Source organism: Solwaraspora sp. WMMD937, from assembly GCF_029581175.1.
GTDB lineage: Bacteria > Actinomycetota > Actinomycetes > Mycobacteriales > Micromonosporaceae > Micromonospora_E.
Map to the genome: position 1 here is coordinate 169,906 of NZ_CP120738.1, position 22,757 is coordinate 192,662.

The window sequence follows — 22,757 nt, forward strand, 5'->3', positions numbered from 1 at the left end:
TCGCAGCCGGGCAAATAGAATGGCCCGGAATCAACCGCCGCCGGCCGGTACCCCACGTACCGGCCGTCACCGACCTTGGGAGCAATTCGTGCTGACGATGCAGGACGCGCTGGCCCGCCTCGCGGCGTACTGGGCCGAGCAGGGTTGCCTGACGGTCCAGCCGATGAACACCGAGGTCGGCGCCGGCACGCTGAACCCGGCCACGTTCCTGCGGGTGCTCGGTCCCGAGCCGTGGCGGGTCGCCTACGTAGAGCCGTCGGTGCGTCCGGACGACGCCCGGTACGGCGAGAACCCGAACCGGATCCAGACCCACACCCAGTTCCAGGTGATCCTCAAGCCGGAGCCGGGCGACGCGCAGGAGCTCTACCTCGGCAGCCTGGCCGCGCTCGGCATCGACGTGGCCGCGCACGACGTCCGGTTCGTCGAGGACAACTGGGCCTCACCGGCGCTCGGCGCCTGGGGTCTGGGCTGGGAGGTCTGGCTGGACGGGCTGGAGATCACCCAGTTCACCTACTTCCAGCAGGCCGGTGGGATCAACCTCGAGGTGCCGTCGGTGGAGATCACCTACGGCATCGAGCGGATCATGATGGCGTTGCAGGGGGTCCGTCACTTCAAGGAGATCGCGTACGCGCCGGGCATCTCCTACGGCGAGATCTTCGGCCCCGGCGAGTACGAGATGTCCCGCTACTACCTCGACGACGCCGACGTCGCCACCAACCGGCAGCTGCTCGACCTGTACGCAGCCGAGGCGCAGCGGATGATCGACGCCGGGCTGCCGGTCCCGGCGCACAGCTTCGTGCTCAAGTGCTCGCAGGCGTTCAACGTGCTGGACGCGCGGGGCGCGGTCTCCACCGCCGAGCGGGCCACCGAGTTCGCCCGGATGCGCCGGCTGGCCGGCGAGGTGGCGCAGCTGTGGGTGCGCCGCCGCGACGAGCTGGGCCACCCGCTCGGCGTGGTGCCACCGGCGCCGGCCGGGCAGGCCGACGCAGCGGCCGCGCAGCCCGGTGAATCGGCCCCGGCCCGGCAGCTGGTGTTCGAGATCGGCACCGAGGAGATGCCGCCGTCGGAGGTCCGCTCGGCCCGCCAGCAGGTCGCCAAGCTGGTCGCCGACCGGCTGGCCGCCACCCGGCTGACGCACGGCGACGTCCGGGTGCTGGCCACCCCACGCCGGCTGGTCGCCGTCGTCGACGCGGTCGCCGCCCGCGAGCCCGACCACACCCGCACGGTACGCGGCCCGAAGGTCGCCGCCGGGTTCCGCCCGGACGGCACACCCACCCCGGCTGCGGCGGGCTTCGCCCGTTCCCAGGGGGTCGAGGTGACCGACCTGGCCCGGGTGGAGATCGGCGGCGTACCGCATCTGGCGATGCTGCGCGACGAGCCCGGCCGCACCGCGACGGAGGTCCTCACCGAGGTGCTCGCCGGGGTGGTCACCGGCCTGCGCTCGGCGAAGAACATGCGCTGGCGGGATCCGCAGCTGGCGTTCACCCGTCCGGTCCGGTGGCTGCTGGCGCTCTGGGGTGACGTGGTGGTGCCGGTCGAGGTGTCCACGCTGGCCGCCGGCCGGACCACCCGGGTGCATCGGACCGCCGCGACGTCGACCGTCGAGGTGGCCGACGCGGAGAGCTACCTGGCGACGGTCCGTGACGCCGGCATCGTGGTGGACCCGGAGGAACGCCGGGCGATCGTCACCGCCGCCGCCGGTGAGCTGGCCGCTGGCGTCGGCGGTCAGGTCGACCTGGCCGCCGAAGCCGGTCTGCTCACCCAGGTGGTGGACCTGATCGAGCAGCCCACGCCGCTGCTCGGCGGGTTCGAGGAACGCTACCTGGAGCTACCTGAGGCGGTGCTGGCCACGGTGATGCGCAAGCATCAGCGGTACCTGCCGGTGCGTGGTGCGGACAGTGCCCTGTTGCCGCACTTCGTGGCGGTCGCCAACGGCGCGATCGACACCGATCTGGTACGGGCCGGCAACGAGGCGGTGCTGCGGGCCCGGTACGAGGACGCGGCGTTCTTCTACCGCGCGGACCGGGCGACCCCGCTGGCCGAGCTGCGGTCCCGACTGAACCGGTTGACCTTCACCGACAAGCTGGGGTCGATGGCGGACCGGGCTGACCGGATCGCCGGGCTGGCCGGTGACCTGGCCGAGACGATCGCACTGTCCGATACGGACCGGGCGACCTTGGACCGCGCGGCCGAGCTGGTCAAGTTCGACCTCGGCTCGCAGATGGTCACCGAGATGACCAGTCTCGCCGGGGTGATGGCCCGTGACTACGCCGGGCACGCCGGAGAGCCGGCGGCGGTCGCGCAGGCGGTGTTCGAGGCCGAGTTGCCGCGCAGCACCGGTGACCAGTTGCCGCAGTCGCTGCCGGGGGCGCTGCTCTCGCTGGCCGACCGGCTGGATCTGGTGACCGGGCTGGCCGCCACGGTCGGCATGCCGACCGGCAGCAGCGACCCGTTCGCGATCCGGCGGGCGGTGCTGGGGCTGCTGGCGGTGCACCGGAGTCAGCCAGGGCTGGCCGGGATTTCGCTGGCCACCGGGCTCGCGGCTGCCGCCCGGCGGCAGCCGGTGCCGGTCGACGATGCGGTGCTGGCCGAGATCGTCGAGTTCCTGACCCGCCGGGTGGAGCAGCTGCTGACCGAGGAGGGCCAGCCGGTGGACCGGGTCCGCGCGGTGCTGGCGCACGCCGACCGGCCGCAGCTGGTCGACCGGCTGCTGACCCAGCTGGACCGGCTACTGGCCGACGAGCAGTTCCGGGCACTCGCCGAGGCGCTGCAGCGGGCCCGGCGGATCGTCCCGGCCGACGTGCCCGCCGAGTACGACCCGGCGCTGCTCACCGAGCCGGCCGAGGTGCGGCTGCACGAGGTGGTCAAGCAGGTGCGGGCCGATCTCGACCACAGTGCGGACCTCGACCGGTTCACCGGAATCGCCGGGCAGCTGACCGCGCCGGTGAACGCCTTCTTCGACGACGTCTTCGTGATGGCCGAGGATCCGCAGCTGCGTCAGGCCCGACTGGGTCTGCTCGCCACGGTCGCGGCGCTCGCCGCCGACGTGCTGGACTGGCCACAGCTACGGATGTGACGCGGAGGCGGGGTCCGCCGGCCGTGCTACCGTCTGTCAGTCCACACTCGGTGTCGACGAGGAAGGCGGGGGCCGGCCATCACGTCTCCGGGAGCCTGCGACACGCACCCGTCCGCCGGTGCCGCCACGGCCGCGCCGCACGGCTGGGTGGACGGGCCTGCCGGGCCGGTCCGCAACGTACCGAATCTGATCACCACGGTCCGGACCGTGGTCGCCGTCGGGCTGGCCGTGCTGGCCGTCGTCGGCGACAGCGCGGTGCTCACCGGCGTCGCGATCGCCTGCTACTGGATCGGTGACATGGCGGACGGTCTGGCCGCCCGGCTGCTGCGGCAGGAGACCCGGTTCGGCGCCGTCTACGACATCGTCTGCGACCGGGTCTGTTGCCTGGCGGTCGCCGCCGCGTTGATCCCGCTGCTGCCGTCGATGGGCGTGCCGCTGGTCATCTTCGTCGTGCAGTTCGTCGTGGTGGATTTGGTGCTGAGCCTGAGTTTCCTGCGGTGGCCGCTGTTGAGCCCGAACTACTTCAATCTTGTGCACACCCAGGTGTACCGGTTCAACTGGTCGCCGGTGGCGAAGGCGTTGAACACCGGCGGCCTGGTGCTGCTGGTGGTGCTGGCACCGTCGCCGGTGCTTCCGGTGGCTTTCACCTTGGCGATCGCCGCGGTGAAGCTCGCTTCGCTCGTCGTGGTGGCCCGGATCCCGCTCGCTGTCGACCTTCCGGGTCTGCGCGCCGCCTCCTCGTGATCGCGGTTCTGCTGGCCACCGTCGCGGTGGGTGCGTTGTCGGCGGTGTCGCCGGTGACTCCGATCGAGCCGTACCTGATCGCGTTGACCGCCACCACGTCCCATCAGCCGGTCGCGTTGGGCGTCGCTGCGGCGTTCGGCCAGACCGCCGCCAAGCTCGCCATGTTCCTGGCATCGCGGGGGGTGATCCGGTCGCCGTGGCTGCGCCGGTGGCTGGACAAGCGGACCGCGCCGAAGGCGGCGGCCACGGCCAGCGCGGTAGCGGCCGACGGCACGACGGCAGCGGACCCGACGACGGCGGACGGCAGGTCGCGGGCCCTGTGGTTGCGCCGGATCGGTCCGGCGATCGGCGACCGACTGCCGCAGGGGCTGCGCAGCAGGTTGTCCGGCTGGGCGGGCTGGGTGGCCCGGGAGCACCGCCGACTGTACGAGCCGGCGTTCGTCGTACCGACCCTGTTCGCGAGCAGCGTGATCGGCGTGCCTCCGCTGCTGGTCACGACGGTGGTGGCCGGTGGCACCCGGATGCCGGCCAGTGTGTTCACAGTGGTCTGCTTCGTCGGCAGATCAATCCGATTCGTCGCACTTGCGATGGTTCCCAGCTGGTTCATCGGCTGAGCGTTTATCAAACCGTTACACGCATAGCCCTTGCCGGAAACAGAGCCGGCAGTCCCTAATTTGTCCAACGGCTTAACAAAACCTCGGTGACCGCGTCGTGGCAGCGCGTTCACCGGGCCAGACGGGACGACCATCGGCGGGTCGGCCCACCCGACAGTGTGTTCACCAGGACTAGGAGACCACGTGTCCCGAACCCGCCGACGCCACCTTCGACGTGGCCCGCTAACCGCTGCAATACTTTCGCTCTCAATGTTGTCTACTGCCCTGCTCGGCGCCCCTGCCGCGCAGGCCGCACCGGGCAACCCGGGCAACCCGGTCGATCCGGGCCCTGCGGTGCAGGCCGGCCCGGGCGATTTCGAGGCGGCCGCCGACGAGCCGTACTCGGTGCTCGTCTTCTCCAAGACCGCCGGCTTCCGGCACGGCTCCATCCCGGCTGGCATCGCCGCGATCGAGCAGCTCGGTGCCGACAACGGCTTCACCGTCGACACCACCGAGGACGGCGCCGACTTCACCGACGCCAACCTGGCCAACTACCGGGCGGTCATCTGGCTGTCCACCACCGGCGACGTCCTCGACACCGCCCAGCAGGCCGCCTTCGAGCGCTACGTCCAGGCCGGTGGCGGGTACGTCGGAATCCACGCCGCCTCCGACACCGAGTACAGCTGGCCCTGGTACGGCGAACTGGTCGGTGCCTACTTCTCCGGCCACCCCGCCAACCAGAACGCCACGGTCAAGGTCGAGGACCCGGCCCACCCGTCCACCGACGGACTGCCCGCCGAGTGGGTCCGCTACGACGAGTGGTACAACTTCCAGACCAACCCGCGCGGCGACGTGCACGTGCTGGCCAGCCTGGATGAGACCACCTACACCCCAGGTGCCGGCGCGATGGGTGCCGACCACCCGATCGCCTGGTGCAGCGACTACGACGGTGGCCGGGCCTGGTACACCGGCGGCGGCCACACCAACGAGTCGTTCGCCGAGCCGGAGTTCCTCGACCACCTGCTCGGCGGCATCCAGTCCGCCGCCGGGGTCGTCGACTCCGACTGCGGCGCCTCGCTGACCGAGAGCTTCGAGAAGATCACCCTGGACAGCAACACCAGCAACCCGATGGAGCTGGACATCGCCCCGGACGGGCGGGTGTTCTACATCGAGCGGGACGGCCGGGTGCAGATCGTCAAGCCGGACACCGGCAACACGGTCACCGCGATCGACCTCGACGTGTTCACCGGCAACGAGGACGGCCTGATCGGTATCCGGCTCGACCCGGACTTCGCCGACAACGGCTGGGTGTACCTCTACTACGCCCCTAACGACGGCGTGGCCCGCAACCTGCTGTCCCGGTTCACCGTGGTCGGCGACAGCATCGACCCGGCCAGCGAGAAGGCCGTGCTGCAGGTCGACACGCAGCGCAACACCTGCTGCCACGCCGGCGGCACCATGACCTTCGACAGCCAGGGCAACCTCTACCTGGCGACCGGGGACAACACCAACCCGTTCGAGTCGAGCGCCTACACCCCGATCGACGAGCGGGCCGGGCGGCAGGACTACGACGCGCAGCGCACCTCCGGTAACACCAACGACCTGCGCGGCAAGGTGATCCGGATCCACCCGGAGGACGACGGGACGTACACCATCCCGGACGGCAACCTGTTCGCACCGGGCACCGCGCAGACCCGCCCGGAAATCTACGCGATGGGCTTCCGCAACCCGTTCCGGATCGGCGTGGACCTGGCCACCGACACGCTCTACGTGGCGGACTACGGCCCGGACGCCAACTCGGACAACCCCAACCGGGGCCCCCGGGGCCTGGTCGAGTGGAACATCGTCGACACCCCCGGCAACTACGGCTGGCCGTACTGCACCGGGACGAACGAGGCGTACAACGACTACCAGTTCCCGTCCGGCCCCAGCGGCGCGAAGTTCGACTGCTCGGCACCGGTGAACGACTCCCCCAACAACACCGGCCTGACCGAGTTGCCGCCGGCGATCCCCGCCACCGTCGACTACGGCTACAGCGGTGACCCGCGCTACCCCGAGATCGGTGGCGGCGGTGCGCCGATGGGCGGGCCGGTCTACCGCTACGACGCCGAGCTGGCCTCCGACCGCAAGTGGCCGGCGTACTACGACGGCAAGGCGCTGCTGGGCGAGTGGAACCAGTCGAAGATGTACACCATGCAGGTCGGTGCCGACGGCACCGACCTGGTGGACATCAACCAGTTGCTGACCGGGATGAGCTTCGTCCGCCCGATGGACTTCGAGTTCGGCCCCGACGGCGCCCTGTACCTGATCGAGTGGGGCAGCGGCTTCGGCGGCAACAACGACGACTCGGGGGTCTACCGGATCGACTACATCGCCGGTAGCCGGGCACCGATCGCGCAGGCCAGCGCCACCCCGACCTCCGGCCAGGCACCGCTGACCGTGCAGTTCTCCAGCGCGGGCTCGCGCGACCCGGACGGCGGCACGCTGACCTACGCCTGGGCGTTCGGTGACGGCGGGACCTCCACCGAGGCCAACCCGACCCACACCTACACCGAGGCCGGCAACTACACCGCGCAGTTGACCGTGACCAACCCCAACGAGCGTACGGCGGTTGCCAACGTACCGGTGACAGTCGGTAACACCGCACCGACGGTGACCATCGACTTCCCGCCGGCCGGCGGCTTCTTCGACTGGGGCGACCAGGTCGAGTACACGATCACCGTGACCGACCCGGAGGACGGCGAGATCGACTGTGACCGGGTGGAGCTGCAGGTGCTGCTCGGCCACGACGAGCACGCCCACCCGTTGGAGCAGCACACCGGCTGCTCCGGCACGGTGCAGACCCAGCTCGCCGCCGGCCACGGCGCCGAGGCGAACGTCTTCGGCGTGTTCGAGGCCACCTACACCGACGACGGCGGGGTCGGCGGTGCCGCGCCACTGACCGGCCGGGCGATCGAGCTGCTGCAGCCCAAGCGCAAGCAGGCCGAGTACTTCAGCTCGACCGGGCGGGTGGACGGCGCCACCGGCGACGACGAGCCGGGCGTACAGATTGAGACCACCAGCGACCCGGCCGGTGGCGGCGAGAACATCGGCTTCATCGAGGACGGCGACTGGTGGTCGGTCGACCCGGCCAACCTGACCAACGTCGACTCGATCCGGTTCCGGGTCGCGTCGGCGACGGCCGGCGGCCGGATCGAGGTCCGCGCCGACGCCGTCGACGGTCCGGTGGTCGCCTCCGCTGACATCGCGGGTACCGGCGACTGGCAGAGCTGGACCGACGTGACCGCGCCGGTCACCGGCGGTGCCGACGCGGCGGTGCTGTACTTCGTCGCCCGGGATCCGGGTGGCGGCGCCGATTCGCTGTTCAACGTCAACTGGATGGACTTCCTCGGCCGAGGCGTCACCGAGAACGCGCCGCCGCAGGTCAGCGTCACCGCGACGCCGACGTCCGGCACCGCGCCGCTCACCGTGGCGTTCGACGGCACGGCCACCGACGCCGAGGGCGACACCCCGTTGACGTACGCCTGGGACTTCGGTGACGGCGGTACCGCTGACACCCTGGACGCCAGCCACACCTACACCGCACCGGGCACCTTCGTCGCCACCCTGGTGGTGACCGACGCCCGGGGCGCGACGGCATCGGCGTACACGTCGGTGCGGGTCGAGGCGCCGAACACGTCCTGCTTCGGGGCACGGTCGGACGACTTCCTCGGCAACGAACTGGACCGCGACCGGTGGACGGTGGTCCGGGAGAGCCAGGTGTACTCGGTGGCCGACGGCACGCTGCTGCTGCCGACCGGCGTCGGTGACCTGTACGGCGACCGTAACGACGCCACCAACCTGGTCCTGCAGCCCGCGCCGGACGGCGCCTGGCAGGCCACCACCAAGGTCACGTTGCCGGTGACCGCCAACTACCAGCAGGCTGGTCTGCTGGTCTACGGCGATGACGACAACTACGCCAAGCTGGATCTGCTGTACAACGGCAGTCGCCGGGTGGAGTTCATCCGGGAGACCGCCGGCACCCCGCGCAACGAGGGTGCCGACGCCACCGACGCGCCCACAGGTGACACCATCTACCTGCGGGTGACCAGCGACGGGACGAACCTGACGGCGGCCATGTCGGCCGACGGGCAGACCTTCACCCCGGTCGGCCGCGAGGCTGCGCTGGCTGGCATCGAGAACCCGCAGTTCGGCGTGTTCGCGCTCAACGGTGGGACCGAGGCTCCGGTGGTCGACGCCGCCTTCGACTGGTTCCAGGTGACACCGGATGAGCCGGCCGGTCCGGTCGAGCCGTCCGACGAGTTCGACGGCAGCTCGCTGGACGTGTGCCGCTGGGACGCCATCGTCCGGGAGGACGCGGCGGCCTACCGGGTCGCCGACGGGTCGCTGCACATCGACGTGTCGAACGGTGACATCTACGGTGCGGACAACTCCGGGCCGACGAACTTCATCCTGCAGACCGCGCCGGACGGCGACTGGACCCTGCAGACGAAGGTCGACGGCAGCCTGCTGGACGAGCAGTACCAACAGGCCGGGCTGCTGGTGTACGCCGATGACGACAACTATCTCAAGTTGGACTTCATCGCCGACAACACCGTCGGCAGCCCGGTCAGTCGGCGCATCGAGTACCGCAGCGAGATCGGTGCGGCGGTGCAGAACCCGCAGCCGCAGGTCAGCGAGCTGACCTCGGCGGTGTGGCACCTGCGGCTGGCCCGCGTCGGCGACACCTACACCGCCGCGTACTCGGCTGACGGCACCGACTGGACGGAGTTCGAGTCGCTGACCAACGCGGCTGTCGGGGCCAACCCGAAGGTCGGGCTGTTCAGCCTCGGCGCCAACCAGACGGAGTCGAAGACCGTGTCGTTCGACTACTTCCGGTTGACCACGGAGGTTTCGGAGGAGGACACCACGGCGCCGGTGACCGAGGCCGAGGTCGCCGGGACCGGCGAGCCGGCTGGTCCGGTCGAGGGCTGGTACCCGGGGCCGGTCGCGGTCACTCTGACCGCCACCGACGAAGACGGTGGCAGCGGGGTGGCGGGTACCGAGTACTCGCTCGACGACGAGACCGGGTGGACGGCGTACACCGAGCCGGTAGCGGTGAGTGGGGACGGCAGCCACGAGCTGCGGTTCCGGTCCACCGACGCCGCCGGCAACGTGGAGCAGACCCGGTCCGTCACCTTCCAGATCGACGCCACGGCACCGGTCAGCTCGGCGGAGTTCGCCCCGGCGAACGACAACGGCTGGCACGACGGCACCATCCCGGTGGTGCTCTCCTCGACCGACGACGGTTCCGGGGTCGAGCTGCTGGAGTGGTCGCTCGACGGCGGTGACTGGACGCCGTACGACGAGCCGGTCGAGGTGACCGGCGACGGTGACCACGAGCTGCTCTACCGGGCCACCGACCTCGCCGGCAACGTCGAGGCGCTGAAGTCGGCCGTGGTGAAGATCGACGGCAGCAAGCCGACCCTGCTGATCTCCGGGCTGGCCGACGGCCAGCTGTACGGCGACAGCCAGGACGTACGGGTGTCGTGGCAGGCGGTCGACCCGACCTCCGGCATCGACACCGTCGTCGGCACGCTGGACGGGCAGCCGTACGCGAACGACACCCTCCAGGTGATGTACGACCTGCCGCTCGGCCTGCACGAGCTGACCGTGACCGCGACCGACAAGGCGGGCAACGACACCACCTCGACGGTTCGGTTCTTCGTCACCACGTCGTTCCGGGACATGCAGAACCTGATCGACAGGTTCAAGTCGACCGGACGGTTGTCCAAGAAGGCGGACCGCAAGCTGTCCAACAAGCTGGACGCGGTCCGGCTGTCGGAGGCGGCCGGCAAGGACAAGCGGGCGATCCAGCAGCTGACCGCGTTCAAGGCCCTCGCCGCCGACCCGGATCTGGTCACCGACGCCGACGTGCGGGACACCCTGATCCGTGACGCCGACGCCATGATCGAACGGCTCGGTGGCACGGCGAGCTCGGCCGGGGTGAAGGCGAACGGCGGAAAGCCGGTCACCGGTGCCGGTCGGCTGGCGGAGGACCCCACCCGGATCGACCCCGACCAGCAACTCTGATCCGCGGTGGCCCCGCCCGGTCCTCGGTGCCGGGCGGGGCCACCGTCCTATCGACGGGTCACCGACCCGTCGACGAGACAGGAAGGAAGACACCATGCGTCGTACGCGTGGATCGGCCGCCGTTCTGTTCGGCCTGTTGCTGGCGGTGCTGCCGGCGGCCGGTCCCGCGCAGGCGCACAACGGCAAACTCGATCTGGAGGTGGCCGGCGACGGCGCCACCGGGGTGACCGTGCAGGCCTTCCATGACGATGGGCACCGGCTGGACCTTCCGGTCCGGCTGGTGCTGACCGCCACCGCTGACGGTGGCCGTTCGGTCGGGCCGTTGCAGCTCGAACCGGCCGGGGAGGGGCAGGGCTTCTATGCCAGTGGCCCGGTGCTCAGCCCGGGTGCCTGGCAGGTGACGGTGAGCGCTCCGGCGCCGTACGACAGTACGGCGACGGTCGACGTACAGGCAGTGGAGGGTCAGGCGCCGCCGGTCGCCGATCTGGCCGCCGCAGCGGCCGAGGACGAATCTGGCGGTACGGCCGGAGCCGGTTGGTGGCGCTGGGCATGGCCGATCGGCCTCGCCGCCCTGGCGGTGGCCGCTCTGGCGGTGGCCGTACGCCGGCCACGGTCCAGACAGCCCTGATCTCAACGGGGCCAGGGCACGGACAGCGACGGGGCCAGCCGGGTTCGGCTGGCCCCGTCGCTGTCTGGTCAGGTGCCGTGTTCTCCACCCGGCTCTGGACATCGCTACACTGTGGAGATTACGGTCTGGATTGGACGAGTCAACCAACTCAGGCTGGAGGGCCGGTGCGCCAACCCACGGTTCGGTACCACAATGCGATCATGGACAGCGCCCGATGGGAGGGGTTCCCCTTCCGCGACGGCGACATCGTGATCTCGACGCCCGCCAAGTGCGGGACGACGTGGACCCAGACGATCTGCGCTCTGTTGATCTTTCAGACGCCGGAGCTGCCCCGCCCACTGGACGACATCACCCTCTGGCCCGACATGAAGACGCGCAGCCAGGCCGACGTGTTCGCGTTCTACGAGGCGCAGCAGCACCGACGCATCATCAAGACCCACACCCCGTTCGACGGCCTGCCGATCCACGACGGGGTCACCTACATCGCGGTCGGCCGAGACCCGCGCGACGTCGCTTTGTCCTGGGACGCACACTTCCAGAACACCGACTACGACGTGGTCCTGAAGCTACGCGACGCGGCGGTCGGCAACGACGACCTGACCGGCGAGCTCACCGACGACGCGCCACCGCAGCTGGAATCCGAGTACGACCGGTTCTGGGCCTGGATGGAACACCCCGACGTGCAGATCGGTCTGCCGTCGATGCTGCACCACATGTCGGGTTTCTGGGCGGAGCGTGAGCGGTCGAACGTCCTGCTGCTGCACTACGACGAGCTGAAGGCCGACCTGGCTGGCCAGATGCGGGCAATCGCCAAACATCTCGACATCGAGGTGCCCGAACAGCGCTGGCCGGAGCTGGTGCGGGCGGCCACCTTCGATTCCATGCGCAACCGCGCCAAGGAGTTCGCCCCCGTCCTGGCGATGTGGCGGGACCCGAAGCAATTTTTCAACCGGGGCGCCACCGGTCAGTGGCGTGACCTGCTCGACGACGACGACCTGCGGCGCTACGAGGAGCAGGTCGCCAAGCTCGCCGTACCGGAGCTGGTCGACTGGCTGCACCACGGCCCGATCACCGCCACCGCGACGACAGCGGGCCGCTGAGTGACCCACCGTTGACCCGGGGCCGCAGAACCGGCGGCGGCCTCGTCAAGATCAGGTGAGCGCCATGGACCTCAAGACCGTGAGGTGAGGTCCATGGCGCTCACCTGATCTTGGGGGCACCGGCCGGCGCTACCGGTGGCCCGATCGCGGCATGTTACGGCTTGACGAACGGCATGTTATCGCTCACAGTCTATATCCAAGGACGACGAACGCCTGCGGCTCACCGGGCGAGCCCGCCTCGTCGGACCGTGAATCAGGCGTACCGCCAGGGCGAGCGGTAGCTCTGTTAACGCTGACATCCTCCGGCAGCGCCGGTGGATGCGGTTCGGTGCGCCCGCTTCCAGCTGAACCGGTCAGCTTCGGCCCTGAAGGAGGATCATGTTTGCCCTTGGCAGATCAGCATCGACCGCACCACGGTCCCGTCGGCGCGGTTGGCTGCCACGCGTCGCCATGGCCAGCGCGACCGCACTGGTGGTCGGCGGCGCAGCCGTCGCGGTAGCGCAGCCACCCGCAGCCGCGGCGACGATCGACACCAGCGCGTGGTACGTGCTGCTCAACCGCAACAGCGGCAAAGCCCTCGACGTGTACAACCTCGCCACCAACGACGGCGCCCGGATCACCCAGTGGTCCCGCAACAACGGCAACCAGCAGCAGTGGCAGTTCGTCGACTCCGGCGGCGGCTACTACCGGCTGAAGTCCCGCCTGTCCGGCAAGGTCCTCGACGTCTACGAGTGGTCCACCGCCAACGGCGCGGCCATCGTCCAATGGAGCGACCACAACGGCACCAACCAGCAGTGGCGCCTCGCCGACTCCGACGGCGGTCACATCCGGCTGATCAGCCGACACAGCAACAAGGCCCTCGAAGTCCAGGGCGCGTCGACCGCCGACGGCGGCAACATCGTCCAGTACGACGACTGGGGCGGCGCCAACCAGCAGTGGCAACTCGTCCGCGTCGACGGCGGCGCCAACCCGACCCCCAACCCGACGACACCGCCGCCGGGTGGCACCTGCAATCTGCCGTCGACGTACCGCTGGACCTCCACCGGCGCACTCGCCCAACCCCGCTCCGGCTGGGTGTCGTTGAAGGACTTCACCCACGCCCCCTACAACGGCCAACACCTCGTCTACGCCACCAACCACGACCACGGCACCAGCTGGGGCTCAATGAACTTCGGCCTCTTCTCCAACTGGAACCAGATGGGCTCCGCCAGCCAGAACGCCATGCCCTTCTCCGCCGTCGCACCATCACTGTTCTACTTCGCGCCGCGTAACGTCTGGGTCCTCGCCTACCAGTGGGGCGGCCCCGCCTTCTCGTACCGCACCTCCACCAACCCCGCCGACGTCAACAGCTGGTCCGCCCACCAAACCCTCTTCACCGGCAACATCAGCAACTCCGGCACCGGACCCATCGACCAGGCACTCATCGGCGACGACCAGAACATGTACCTCTTCTTCGCCGGCGACAACGGCCGCATCTACCGCGCCAGCATGCCCATCGGCAACTTCCCCGGCAACTTCGGCTCCAACTACACCACCATCATGACCGACACCACCAACAACCTCTTCGAAGGCGTCCAGGTCTACAAACTCCAAGGCCAACAGCGCTACCTCATGATCGTCGAAGCCATCGGCTCCCAGGGCCGCTACTTCCGCTCCTTCACCACCACCAACCTCAGCGGCACCTGGACCCCGAACGCCACCAGCGAGAACAACCCCTTCGCAGGCAAAGCCAACAGCGGCGCCACCTGGACCAACGACATCAGCCACGGCGAACTCATCCGCACCAACGCCGACCAGACCATGACCATCGACCCCTGCAACCTCCAAATGCTCTACCAAGGACGCGACCCCAACTCCGGCGGCGACTACGGCCTCCTGCCCTACCGCCCCGGCGTCCTCACCCTGCAACGCTGACCGAACCCCACACCACACCATGACAAGGCGGGCCCGGCACCACGCCGGGCCCGCCCGTCATGCCGCACGGTCAGGCGTGATCGGATGCGGCCCAGCCGACTCAGTCTCGGCGTGTCGAGTCGATGAGGCGAAGTCGATCAACCCCGAACGACAGCCGTCCCCCGGGATCAGCCGCCAGGGCAGCTACGACCGCCGCTGGTCGGGATGCACCGCGTGACTCGCGGCTCCGGCTCGTTGTCGGTCGGCGTCCAACCGATCAGCGGTGTCGTGGCCGCCTGCCCGGCTATCGCGACAGCACAGTAGATCAGCGCCGCCCCCACCAGAGCCCCGACGAAGTGGCGAATCCAGTACCGGTCGCTGATGAGCCAGGCGAGCAACATCCCCGCCGCCGGGAGAGCCAGGTTGAGCACCAGGGCCGTGGTCAGGATGGTGTCGGTGGTCGCGCCGAACGCCTGCGCCTGTGCCCGGGTGTCGAGGTAGGGCGACGACGTACGTCGGATCAACCCGACGATGAGCAGGAACGGCACGCCGTAGAGCCAACCGAGGAGCAACATGCCGAGTCCGAGGCGCTTCACCGGGCACCTTGCCAGACCGCGACGACCACCGCCACGACAGCGACGCTGCCCAGCACCGACAGGGTGCCGACGACGATCGGCGAGGGAATCAGGCGGGCCAGCAGACCGGTGACCACCAGTGTGCAGACCAGCAGGCCGAGGAGGACCGGACTGCCGACGAGCAGCAGCAGACCGATCTCCTCCTGTGGTGTCAGGCAGCTGAACATCACCGAGCAGTCGGTGCGCGGCGCAGCCGGTATCCCTGACTGTCCGACGACAACCGCAGTGATCACCGTGGCGTACCAGCCGAGCGCGACGAGAAGGCTGCGCCCGTACGGTGCCCGGCGCGGGGCGTCAACGACATCCATGTACGGCAATCTGCCACGAGCCGCACGGCGGTACATCCGTCGCCGTACTCATTCGGCGGGTCGGCACCTCGTGCCCGACGGCCACCGCCACCGCGACAATGACCCGATGAGCCTGGATGTCCGCAGCGACGACGGCTGTCGGTTGTGGGCCGAGCAGTCGGGCACCGGACCGCCGCTGGTGCTCTGTCACGGCGGTCCGGGTCTGTGGGACTACTTCGACCCGCTCGCCCGGCTCCTCGAAGATCGTGCCCGCACCATCCGGTGGGACCAGCGCGGCTGCGGGCGATCGCAGCGACGCGGGCCGTACACCATTGGCCGCTTCGTCGCCGACCTCGACGCGGTACGCGACCAGCTGGTCGGGCCGCGCATGGCCCTGCTCGGCCACTCCTGGGGGGCCCACCTGGCGTTGCGGTACGCCATCGCGCACCCCGAGCGGGTCAGTCAGCTGATCTACGTGTCCGGGACCGGCATCGACCCTGGGCGGGACTGGCATCCGCACTACGAGCGGAGCCTGCGGTTACGGCTCGGGGATCGTCTGCACCGATGGGAGTCTCTCGACTCCCGCGCCCGTACGCTCGCCGAGGAACGTGAGTGGGCGGTCCTGCAGTGGTCGGCCGACTTCGCCGACCAGGACACCGCGCTCAGTCACGCCCAACGCATGGCCGAACCATGGTTGGGCATCAGCTACGACTGCAGCCGGGCCATCAACGCCGAGGTCAAGCGGGAACTCGCCAAGACCGAGATAGCCGTACGCTGCCGGGCGCTCGATCTACCAGTGTTGATCATCGACGGCTCCGAGGACATCCGCCCTCGCTGGGCTGTGGACTCGCTGCACCGGACGCTGCCCAACAGTCAGCGCGTGATCCTCATCGGGTCCGGCCACCTGCCGTGGGTAGAGCGTCCGCACGACTTCCGCCTAGCGGTAACGACCTCCCTGAGAGGGTAGCTGACTGTTGGCGCTGCGGGCATCTATGGCGCTCTTGAAGCTGCCTGGAAGCGGTACGCCGATCCGCCCTGGCGGCGGATCGGCTATCCCTGTCCCGCTCCGCAGGGGTTCCGTTTCCTCCCCGGCCGCAAGGAGTCACCCGGCCACCCAGGTCGAGCGGCTCGTCAGATACGGCTCATCCCCGAAGCTGGGCCGGGGTGTCGGTGGCGTCAGTCCATCCAGTACGCGGTCAGCGGCGGCGTAGCGCCGGGTCGAGCAGAGCGGGCGGGGCGTCGTGCTTCTCGTGCGGGGCCAGGTCGACACCGGGGGCGACGATCGCGTCGACGGCGTCGAGCACGTCGGCGGTCAGTACGGTGTCCGCGGCAGCCAACTGCGAACGCAGGTGGTCGATGGTGCGTGGTCCGATGATCGCGCTGGTCACGCCGGGGTGCGAGGTGACGAAGCCGAGCGCGAGCTGGATCATCGTCAGGCCGGCGGAGTCGGCGACGGCGGCCAGTTTCTCGACCGCGTCGAGCTTGGCCCGGTTGGTGGGGATGTCCAGGTCGTACCACTGTGGCATCTTGCCGGACCGGCTGGTGCTGATCTCCCGGTCGGCGCGGATCGCACCGGACAGCCAGCCGGAGGCGAGCGGGCTCCAGGCGAGCACCCCCATGCCGTACTCCTGGGTCACCGGTAGGACGTGGGCCTCGATGCCGCGTTGCAGGATCGAGTACCCGGGCTGCTCGGTCACGTACCGGCTGGTCCTGTTCTCCCGGGCGGCCCACTGGGCCTGGACGATCCGGTAGGCGGGGAAGGTCGACGAGCCGAAGTAGCGGATCTTGCCGGCCCGTTGCAGGTCGGTCAGCGCGGACAGGGTCTCCTCGTCGCTGGTCGCCGGATCCCAGCGGTGGATCTGGTAGAGGTCGACGTGGTCGACGCCGAGCCGGCGCAGGCTGTCGTCCAGGGCGGTGACCAGCCAGCGGCGGGAGCTGCCCTGGTGGTTGCGCTCGTCGCTCATCGGCATGTTGGCCTTGGTGGCGAGCACGATGTCATCGCGGCGGCCGGCGATGGCCTTGCCGAGCATCTCCTCCGACTGGCCCTGGCTGTACCAGTCGGCGGTGTCGATGAGGTTGATCCCGGCGTCGAGGGCGGCGTCGACGATGGCGGTTGCCTCGTCCTGGTCGGTGTCGCCGATCGCGCCGAAGTTCATCGCGCCGAGGGCGAGGGTGCTGGCCTGCACGCCGGTGCGGCCGATGGTGCGGTACTGCATGGTTGTGTTTCTCCTTGAGCGGGGTCACCTGGTCTGGCACGCTGACACCGAAGCGGAGCAGCGTTCCGCTAAGACGATACGGAACACTGTTCCGTTTAGCAACTGGCAACGGAGGCGACCGCAGATGTTCGACACCGGCGGCGACAGCAGCAGCTCGCAGGGACCGGAGGGAACGAAAGCAGGACCGGCCCGGCCGCGCCGGCAACGGGCCGATGCCCGGCGCAACGAGCAGGCCCTGCTGGACGCGGCGGCGGCGGCGTTCGTCGCATCCGGCGTCGAGGTCCCGGTACGCGACATCGCCACCCGGGCCGGCGTCGGGGTCGGCACGATCTACCGCCACTTCCCCACCCGGTCCGATCTGATCGTCGCGGTCTTCCGGCACCAGGTCGAAGCCTGCGCCGATGCCGGCCCGACCCTGCTGGCGGAGAGCGCCACCGCGCACGACGCCCTGACCCGGTGGGTCGACCTGTTCGTCGACTTTCTGGTCACCAAGCACGGTCTCGCCGGGGCGCTACAGTCCGACGCCACCGTCTTCCAGACGCTGCACGACTACTTCCTCGGCCGACTGGTGCCGGTCTGCACCGAACTGCTCGACGCCGCCGTCGCCGCTGGCGAGATCCGCCCGGAGATCGACGCCTACCAACTGATGCGCGGCGTCGGAAACCTCTGTGTCGGCGCCGACACCGACCCCCGCTACGACGCCCGCCGCCTGGTCGGTCTGCTCATCGCCGGCCTGCGCCGCAGCGACACCTGACGCAGTCAGCGCAGACGTCAGGTCCAGCCGTCAACGCAGGCGGAAGACCGGTCCGCGCGGGGTGAAGGGTAGCCGGGCAGCGTCCGGGACGAGAAAGGCGTGCTCCCGGCGGATACGCACCACGTCGCAGTACCCGTCGGTGATGACCAGGATCGGCGCGTCGGTGGGATAGTCGGTGGCGTACTCCAGCAGCCGGATACCGGGCTGCAGTACCGTGCCGCCCCGGCCCCGCACCTGTACCCGGCCGGCGATCTGCTCCACCGGCAGATACCCGGCGTCGTACGGGTGGGCGTCGCAGAACACCACCCGGGCGGCCGGCACGTCCCGGGCGGTGGCATACGAGGCGATGGCGCCGAGCGCCTTGCCGAGCAGTTCGTGATTCATCGAGCCGGAGGTGTCCAGCACCACACCGAAGGTGCACCGGGACACCGACTCGTCCGGCCACCGCCAGCCCGGTCGCGGAATACCCGGGGTGCTGGCCTGTCGCCGCGACGGGCGGGCGTAGGAGCGGACCCGTCGCGGCGACGGGACGTACTCGTCGAACCAGTGGGCCAGCCGGGCGTCCCACGGCAGCGGCGGCTGCTGCAGGACCTGGATCTCGGCGACCAGCCCGGCCGGCAGATGACCCCGACCCTCCCGCTGGTGGTAGGCGTAGCCGTCGAGCAGCGCCCGCCGGTAAAAGTCGTCCAGGTCGACGCCCTGGCCAGGGCGGCCCGCATACGGCAACGGTTCGCCGAGTACGTCACCGAGCCCGGTGCCGCGCAGGGTGGCCAGCTTGCGCAGCCGGCGCAGGTCCTTGGCGACCTGGTCGTAGACCGCCTCGGCGGACAGGCCGGCCAACTGCGGGTCGTGCAGCAGTCCGTCCGGCGGCTCACCCACGCCCATCTCGATCAACCAGCCGTTGATGACGTAGTCGGCGGCCACGTTCCACAGGTACGGGTCACGCCCGCCGACCCGGTCACCGTGCCGCAGCGCCGCATGCAGCATCTCGTGTGCCAACACGAACCGCCACTGCGTGCTCGACAACTTCCGCAGCGGGTTGAGGTAGATCTCTCCGGCGGACGGCGACACCGCTGCGATCGTGATGTGCCAGCTGCGGGCCAGGTCGGCGTCGGCGACCAGAGTGAACCGCGCCGCCAGCGCACCGAGCAGCGGGTACGACGAAAGAAACCAGCTCATCGCCAGCTGCCACGGCTGCCGGCGGACGGCCGGGTCGGTCAGTGAACGGCGTGCCCCGCCGGCCACGTCGACCGCTGCCGTCGCGGCCGCGGACAGGCCGACCGCGAACTGGGCCGGCCAGTCCCAGCCGACCGCCATCATCCCGACCGGCGACGCGGCCAGGTCCGAAGCGTTGCCGCCGGTGCCACAGCCGACATACTCGGCCGGTACGCCGGCCTGCCGCCACTGCCGCAGCAGCACCTGCTCGTCGGTGTTGGGCAACTCGGCCGGCAGCAGCAGCGGCTCGGTGCCGAGCTTGACCGCCCGCTGGAACCGGGTGACCGCCAGACAGGCCACATTGGCGTACGCCGGATCGGTGGCGTAGCGGTCGGCGCTGAGATGGCCAAAGCCCAGGTGCAGCAGGCAGTGCGCCAACACCCACAACCACTGTTCCTCGTCGAGCCGGTGCGCCATGCTGGCCCGGATCTGGCCGCGCGCGTCGACCACGGCGATCGCCTTGGCCGCCGTCAGCTGGCCGTCGTCGACCAGCGCCGCCTGTGCGCCGGCGGTCTGCCACGGCCCGACCGGGAAGCTGCCCATGGGGGCGAACATCGGGTGGCCGGCCAGCCGCCGCCAAGCTGCCGAGAACGCGGCGGCGTTCGGGTCGACCTGCTCCTTCTTCTTCCTAGCCATCGTCGGTGTCAGGTGCGGGCGGCGACCAGCCGGGGCAGGTCCCGGCTCACCTCGACCAGGAACCAGGCGGGCAGCACCGGTGCGCCGTCGTCGGTGGCGATGACCAGCTGGGCGCATTCGAGGGAGATCTCCGCCAGCTCGACCAGCAGCGCCTTGGCCCGGTGGGCGAACTGGCGCATCGCCGGCGAAGCGTGTTCCTTGCTGGCCGGCAGCTCCTTGACCAGCCTGGCCCGGAACGCCTCCGCCAGGAAGTAGAGCAGGTCGCGGTCGGCGGCGGCAGCCGGCCAGCCAACGTCGCCACGAACGACGGCGTCGAGCCCGTACCGGTGCCGCACGATCTTCACGTACCCGCAGAACCCGGCGGCGTGGGCCGGGCTCAGCGTGCCGGTGGCCAGCAGCCGCAGCGTCTGGTCGGCGATCTCGTCGCCGTAGGAGCGCAGCGCGTCGGAAAGCATGTGCCAACTGCGCGGAGTCGAAAACGTCTCCTCCACTTTGGGCGGATTCACCCACAGCTGGTCGGGGCGCTCCGACAGGTAGTCGACTACCCACTGGTGGATGCCGGCTCCCTGCGCCCAGGCCAGCCAGTCGTCGACGCTGGCCCGCAGGTGGACATGGACCAGCCGGTTGACCAGTGCGGAGGCCATCGGCCGAGCGAGCGCGTTGTCGGTGGCCCGGTTGCCCGCGCCGATCACGATCGACCCGGCCGGCAGCTCGTACGCACCGATGCGGCGGTCCAGGATCAGCGAGTAGAACGCCTTCTGCACCTCCGGGGTGGAGGCGTTCAGCTCGTCGAGGAACAGGCAGTACGGCTCGTCGCGGGCGATCGACTCGGGTGGGGCGAACCGGCTGCGGCCGTCGCGCAGCTCCGGCACCCCGATCAGGTCCTCGGCGGCGAGCTGGGTGCCGACCAGGGTCACGCAGTCCAGGCCGAGCGAAGCGGCGAACTGGCGCACCAGCGAGCTCTTGCCGATGCCCGGGGCACCCCAGACGAACACCGGCCGGACCACCGCCACGTGCAGCAGCAGGTCCGGCAGTTCGGCTGGGGTCACGGCGGACGCGGAATGCACGCCGTCCATCCTGCCGGGCAGCGGTGCCGCTGTTCATCCCGATTTCGGGTCAGCCGGGTGAGCGGCTCAGCGACATGCGTTTCATCCTGGCTGGTTGGTCCGGAGACTACGGTCCAGCGCCGCCTGGCTACGAGGGACGCGATACTCGTCGTCACGCGGAGGCTGCGTCGTCAGGACGGCGTGGACTCCCGACGGTACGCGCTCGGGGTGTAGCCGAGCACCGTCCGGAACTCGTTGGCCAGGTGGGCCTGGTCGGCGTACCCGAGTTGGACCGCCAGACCCGCCAGGTCGGTGGCCGGATCGGTCCGCAGCAGCTGCGCCGCCTCCTGCAACCGCCGTCGGCGGATCATCATCAACGGCGGCAGGCCGACGTGGCGGCGGGCCAGCCGCTGCACCGTACGGGCCGACACGTGCAGCCGGGCGGCGACGTCCTCGACCCGCAGCACCGTGTGGTCGGTGTCGACGAGCTCCGCAAGAGTGTTGGCCAGCAGCGCCTCCGGACCGGGCGGCCCGGCCGTGGCGCTCAGCCAGTCGGCGAACGCCGCCACCGCACCGGCGTGCCGCTGCGGCGCGTCAACGGCACCAGTCATCGCGTCGACCACCGGCGACCGCAGATCGGGCAGGTCCAGCCGGCGGGAGGCGTCCCGCAGCACCGCCGGCTCCGGGGTGAAGTGCGGCACCGCCGCCGGGCGCAGCAGTGCCCCGACCGCCCAGCCGGTGCCGGTGAGGTCCCGGTAGGAGACCCGGGTCGTCGGACCGGCCAGCTCCACACCGTCCGGGCCGACCACCAGATTGCAGGCCGGGAACGACAGGATCTGCTGCCGGGAGGTACGGCCCGGCGCGATCCGCCACTCGGGGATCCAGAACCAGCGGACCAGCGACGCGACCTGCTCCGGCGGCGGCAGCCGGGCGAAGGTCGGCAGCCGGGACGGGTACAGGATGCCGCGCTGCGCCGGGTCCACGGCAGCCAGGCTACGGCCTGCGGCACCGACGGCCGGCGGCTGTCGCGAATCTTCAAGTCAGCACACCGGCACGCTGCCTAGGGTCGGGACATGTCCGACACTTTCCCGGCCGCCGACGGCCGATACACCACCAACGGTACGCCGCACGGCGTCACCAGCCTCACCCCGTTCCTGGCCATTCCGGACGCGCGCGGCGCGATCGCCTTCTACCGGGACGTGTTCGGTGCCCGGGTGGTGGACGTGACTGAGATGGGCGGCGCCGTGGTGCACGCGGTGCTCGACTTCGGCAACGGCCAGCTGCAGCTCGGCGAGCCGTCCCCGGCGTACGGGCTGGTTGCCCCGCCGGCTGGCGACGAGGACTGCTACTCGATCGGCCTGTACTGCCCGGACGTCGATGCCACGCTCACCCGCGCGGTCGCGGCCGGCGCAACGGTGCGGGAGCCGGCAACAACCTTTGTCTCCGGTGACCGGTTCGCCAGCCTCCGCGACCCGTACGGGGTGCGCTGGTCGATCATGACCCGGATCGAGGACCTCTCCGAGTCCGAAAGCGCCCGCCGGATCGCTGAATGGGCCGCCCAGCAGGGCTGACATCTGCCTGCGGTAGAGCTGAGGAGGCCCCCGCACCGGCAGCCGGCCAACTGTCACAGGTTGGCGCCCCACCAGGGCATAGTCGACACACTATAACGAGCGGGATCAGATCGCCCCAACCCGCACGATCAGCGAAGACGCGACGCCTCTTCAGCGTCGCCCTTCTATGCCGAAAGTCGACTCATTGATAGCTCCACGCACTTTTCCTCCACCGTCCGACCCATCGCCCTTTGTCCGTGTCGCGTCGATCATGACTTATGTATTGCTGAGATCAGATTGGTTCGTAAACCC

At 70.0% G+C, this 22,757-nt stretch carries 16 protein-coding genes; 10 read left to right on the forward strand and 6 right to left on the reverse strand.

Annotated elements, in window-relative coordinates; translation table 11 throughout:
• Positions 1–97: 97 nt before the first annotated feature.
• From O7621_RS00790 to O7621_RS00820, 7 genes are all read left to right on the forward strand, one after another.
• The gene (locus O7621_RS00790; protein WP_282234804.1) at positions 98–3,076 is read left to right on the forward strand and encodes a glycine--tRNA ligase; all 2,979 of its coding nucleotides are present in this window, start codon (positions 98–100) and stop codon (positions 3,074–3,076) included.
• Between the two features lie 147 nt (positions 3,077–3,223).
• Positions 3,224–3,820 carry a CDP-alcohol phosphatidyltransferase family protein gene (locus O7621_RS00795; protein ID WP_282232282.1) on the forward strand — a complete coding sequence of 199 codons (597 nt, stop codon included), beginning with the start codon at positions 3,224–3,226 and terminating at the stop codon, positions 3,818–3,820.
• Positions 3,817–4,434: a hypothetical protein gene (locus O7621_RS00800; protein ID WP_282232283.1), complete on the forward strand. Its 618-nt coding sequence runs from the start codon at positions 3,817–3,819 to the stop codon at positions 4,432–4,434. Before O7621_RS00795 ends, O7621_RS00800 begins: the two co-directional genes overlap by 4 nt.
• A gap of 249 nt (positions 4,435–4,683) precedes the next feature.
• Positions 4,684–10,485, forward strand: a complete 5,802-nt coding sequence (locus O7621_RS00805) for a ThuA domain-containing protein (RefSeq protein WP_348775276.1) — start codon at positions 4,684–4,686, stop codon at positions 10,483–10,485.
• 94 nt (positions 10,486–10,579) lie between these two features.
• The gene (locus O7621_RS00810; protein WP_282232285.1) at positions 10,580–11,113 is read left to right on the forward strand and encodes a hypothetical protein; all 534 of its coding nucleotides are present in this window, start codon (positions 10,580–10,582) and stop codon (positions 11,111–11,113) included.
• Between the two features lie 200 nt (positions 11,114–11,313).
• Positions 11,314–12,213, forward strand: a complete 900-nt coding sequence (locus O7621_RS00815; protein ID WP_282232286.1) for a sulfotransferase domain-containing protein — start codon at positions 11,314–11,316, stop codon at positions 12,211–12,213.
• A gap of 378 nt (positions 12,214–12,591) precedes the next feature.
• Entirely contained in the window at positions 12,592–14,127 is a 1,536-nt protein-coding gene (locus tag O7621_RS00820; RefSeq protein ID WP_282232287.1) for a non-reducing end alpha-L-arabinofuranosidase family hydrolase, read from the forward strand.
• Between the two features lie 167 nt (positions 14,128–14,294).
• On the opposite strand, the gene O7621_RS00825 is transcribed toward O7621_RS00820, so the two are convergent.
• Positions 14,295–14,702, reverse strand: a complete 408-nt coding sequence (locus tag O7621_RS00825; protein WP_282232288.1) for a hypothetical protein — start codon at positions 14,700–14,702, stop codon at positions 14,295–14,297.
• Positions 14,699–15,049 carry a hypothetical protein gene (locus O7621_RS00830; protein ID WP_282232289.1) on the reverse strand — a complete coding sequence of 117 codons (351 nt, stop codon included), beginning with the start codon at positions 15,047–15,049 and terminating at the stop codon, positions 14,699–14,701. The genes O7621_RS00825 and O7621_RS00830 overlap by 4 nt, the downstream gene beginning before the upstream one ends.
• A 106-nt stretch (positions 15,050–15,155) precedes the next feature.
• Between O7621_RS00830 and O7621_RS00835 the strand changes: the two genes are divergently transcribed.
• Entirely contained in the window at positions 15,156–15,995 is an 840-nt protein-coding gene (locus O7621_RS00835; RefSeq protein WP_282232290.1) for an alpha/beta hydrolase, read from the forward strand.
• Positions 15,996–16,224: 229 nt separating this feature from the next.
• Here the strand turns inward: O7621_RS00835 and O7621_RS00840 are convergent, their stop codons facing one another.
• Positions 16,225–17,244 carry an aldo/keto reductase gene (locus tag O7621_RS00840; protein ID WP_282232291.1) on the reverse strand — a complete coding sequence of 340 codons (1,020 nt, stop codon included), beginning with the start codon at positions 17,242–17,244 and terminating at the stop codon, positions 16,225–16,227.
• Positions 17,245–17,368: 124 nt separating this feature from the next.
• On the opposite strand from O7621_RS00840, the gene O7621_RS00845 reads away from it, so the two are divergent.
• Positions 17,369–17,998, forward strand: coding sequence for a TetR/AcrR family transcriptional regulator (locus tag O7621_RS00845; RefSeq protein ID WP_282232292.1), 630 nt, complete (start codon positions 17,369–17,371; stop codon positions 17,996–17,998).
• Between the two features lie 30 nt (positions 17,999–18,028).
• On the opposite strand, the gene O7621_RS00850 is transcribed toward O7621_RS00845, so the two are convergent.
• The 3 genes from O7621_RS00850 to O7621_RS00860 form a co-directional block, all read right to left on the reverse strand.
• Positions 18,029–19,849: a hypothetical protein gene (locus O7621_RS00850; protein WP_282232293.1), complete on the reverse strand. Its 1,821-nt coding sequence runs from the start codon at positions 19,847–19,849 to the stop codon at positions 18,029–18,031.
• Positions 19,850–19,857: 8 nt separating this feature from the next.
• Entirely contained in the window at positions 19,858–20,898 is a 1,041-nt protein-coding gene (locus O7621_RS00855; RefSeq protein ID WP_347403735.1) for a MoxR family ATPase, read from the reverse strand.
• Positions 20,899–21,086: 188 nt separating this feature from the next.
• Positions 21,087–21,821: a helix-turn-helix domain-containing protein gene (locus O7621_RS00860; protein ID WP_282234805.1), complete on the reverse strand. Its 735-nt coding sequence runs from the start codon at positions 21,819–21,821 to the stop codon at positions 21,087–21,089.
• Positions 21,822–21,968: 147 nt separating this feature from the next.
• Between O7621_RS00860 and O7621_RS00865 the strand changes: the two genes are divergently transcribed.
• A complete protein-coding gene (locus tag O7621_RS00865; protein WP_282232295.1) occupies positions 21,969–22,466 on the forward strand; it encodes a VOC family protein in 498 nt (165 codons plus the stop codon).
• The last annotated feature ends 291 nt before the right edge of the window (positions 22,467–22,757 follow it).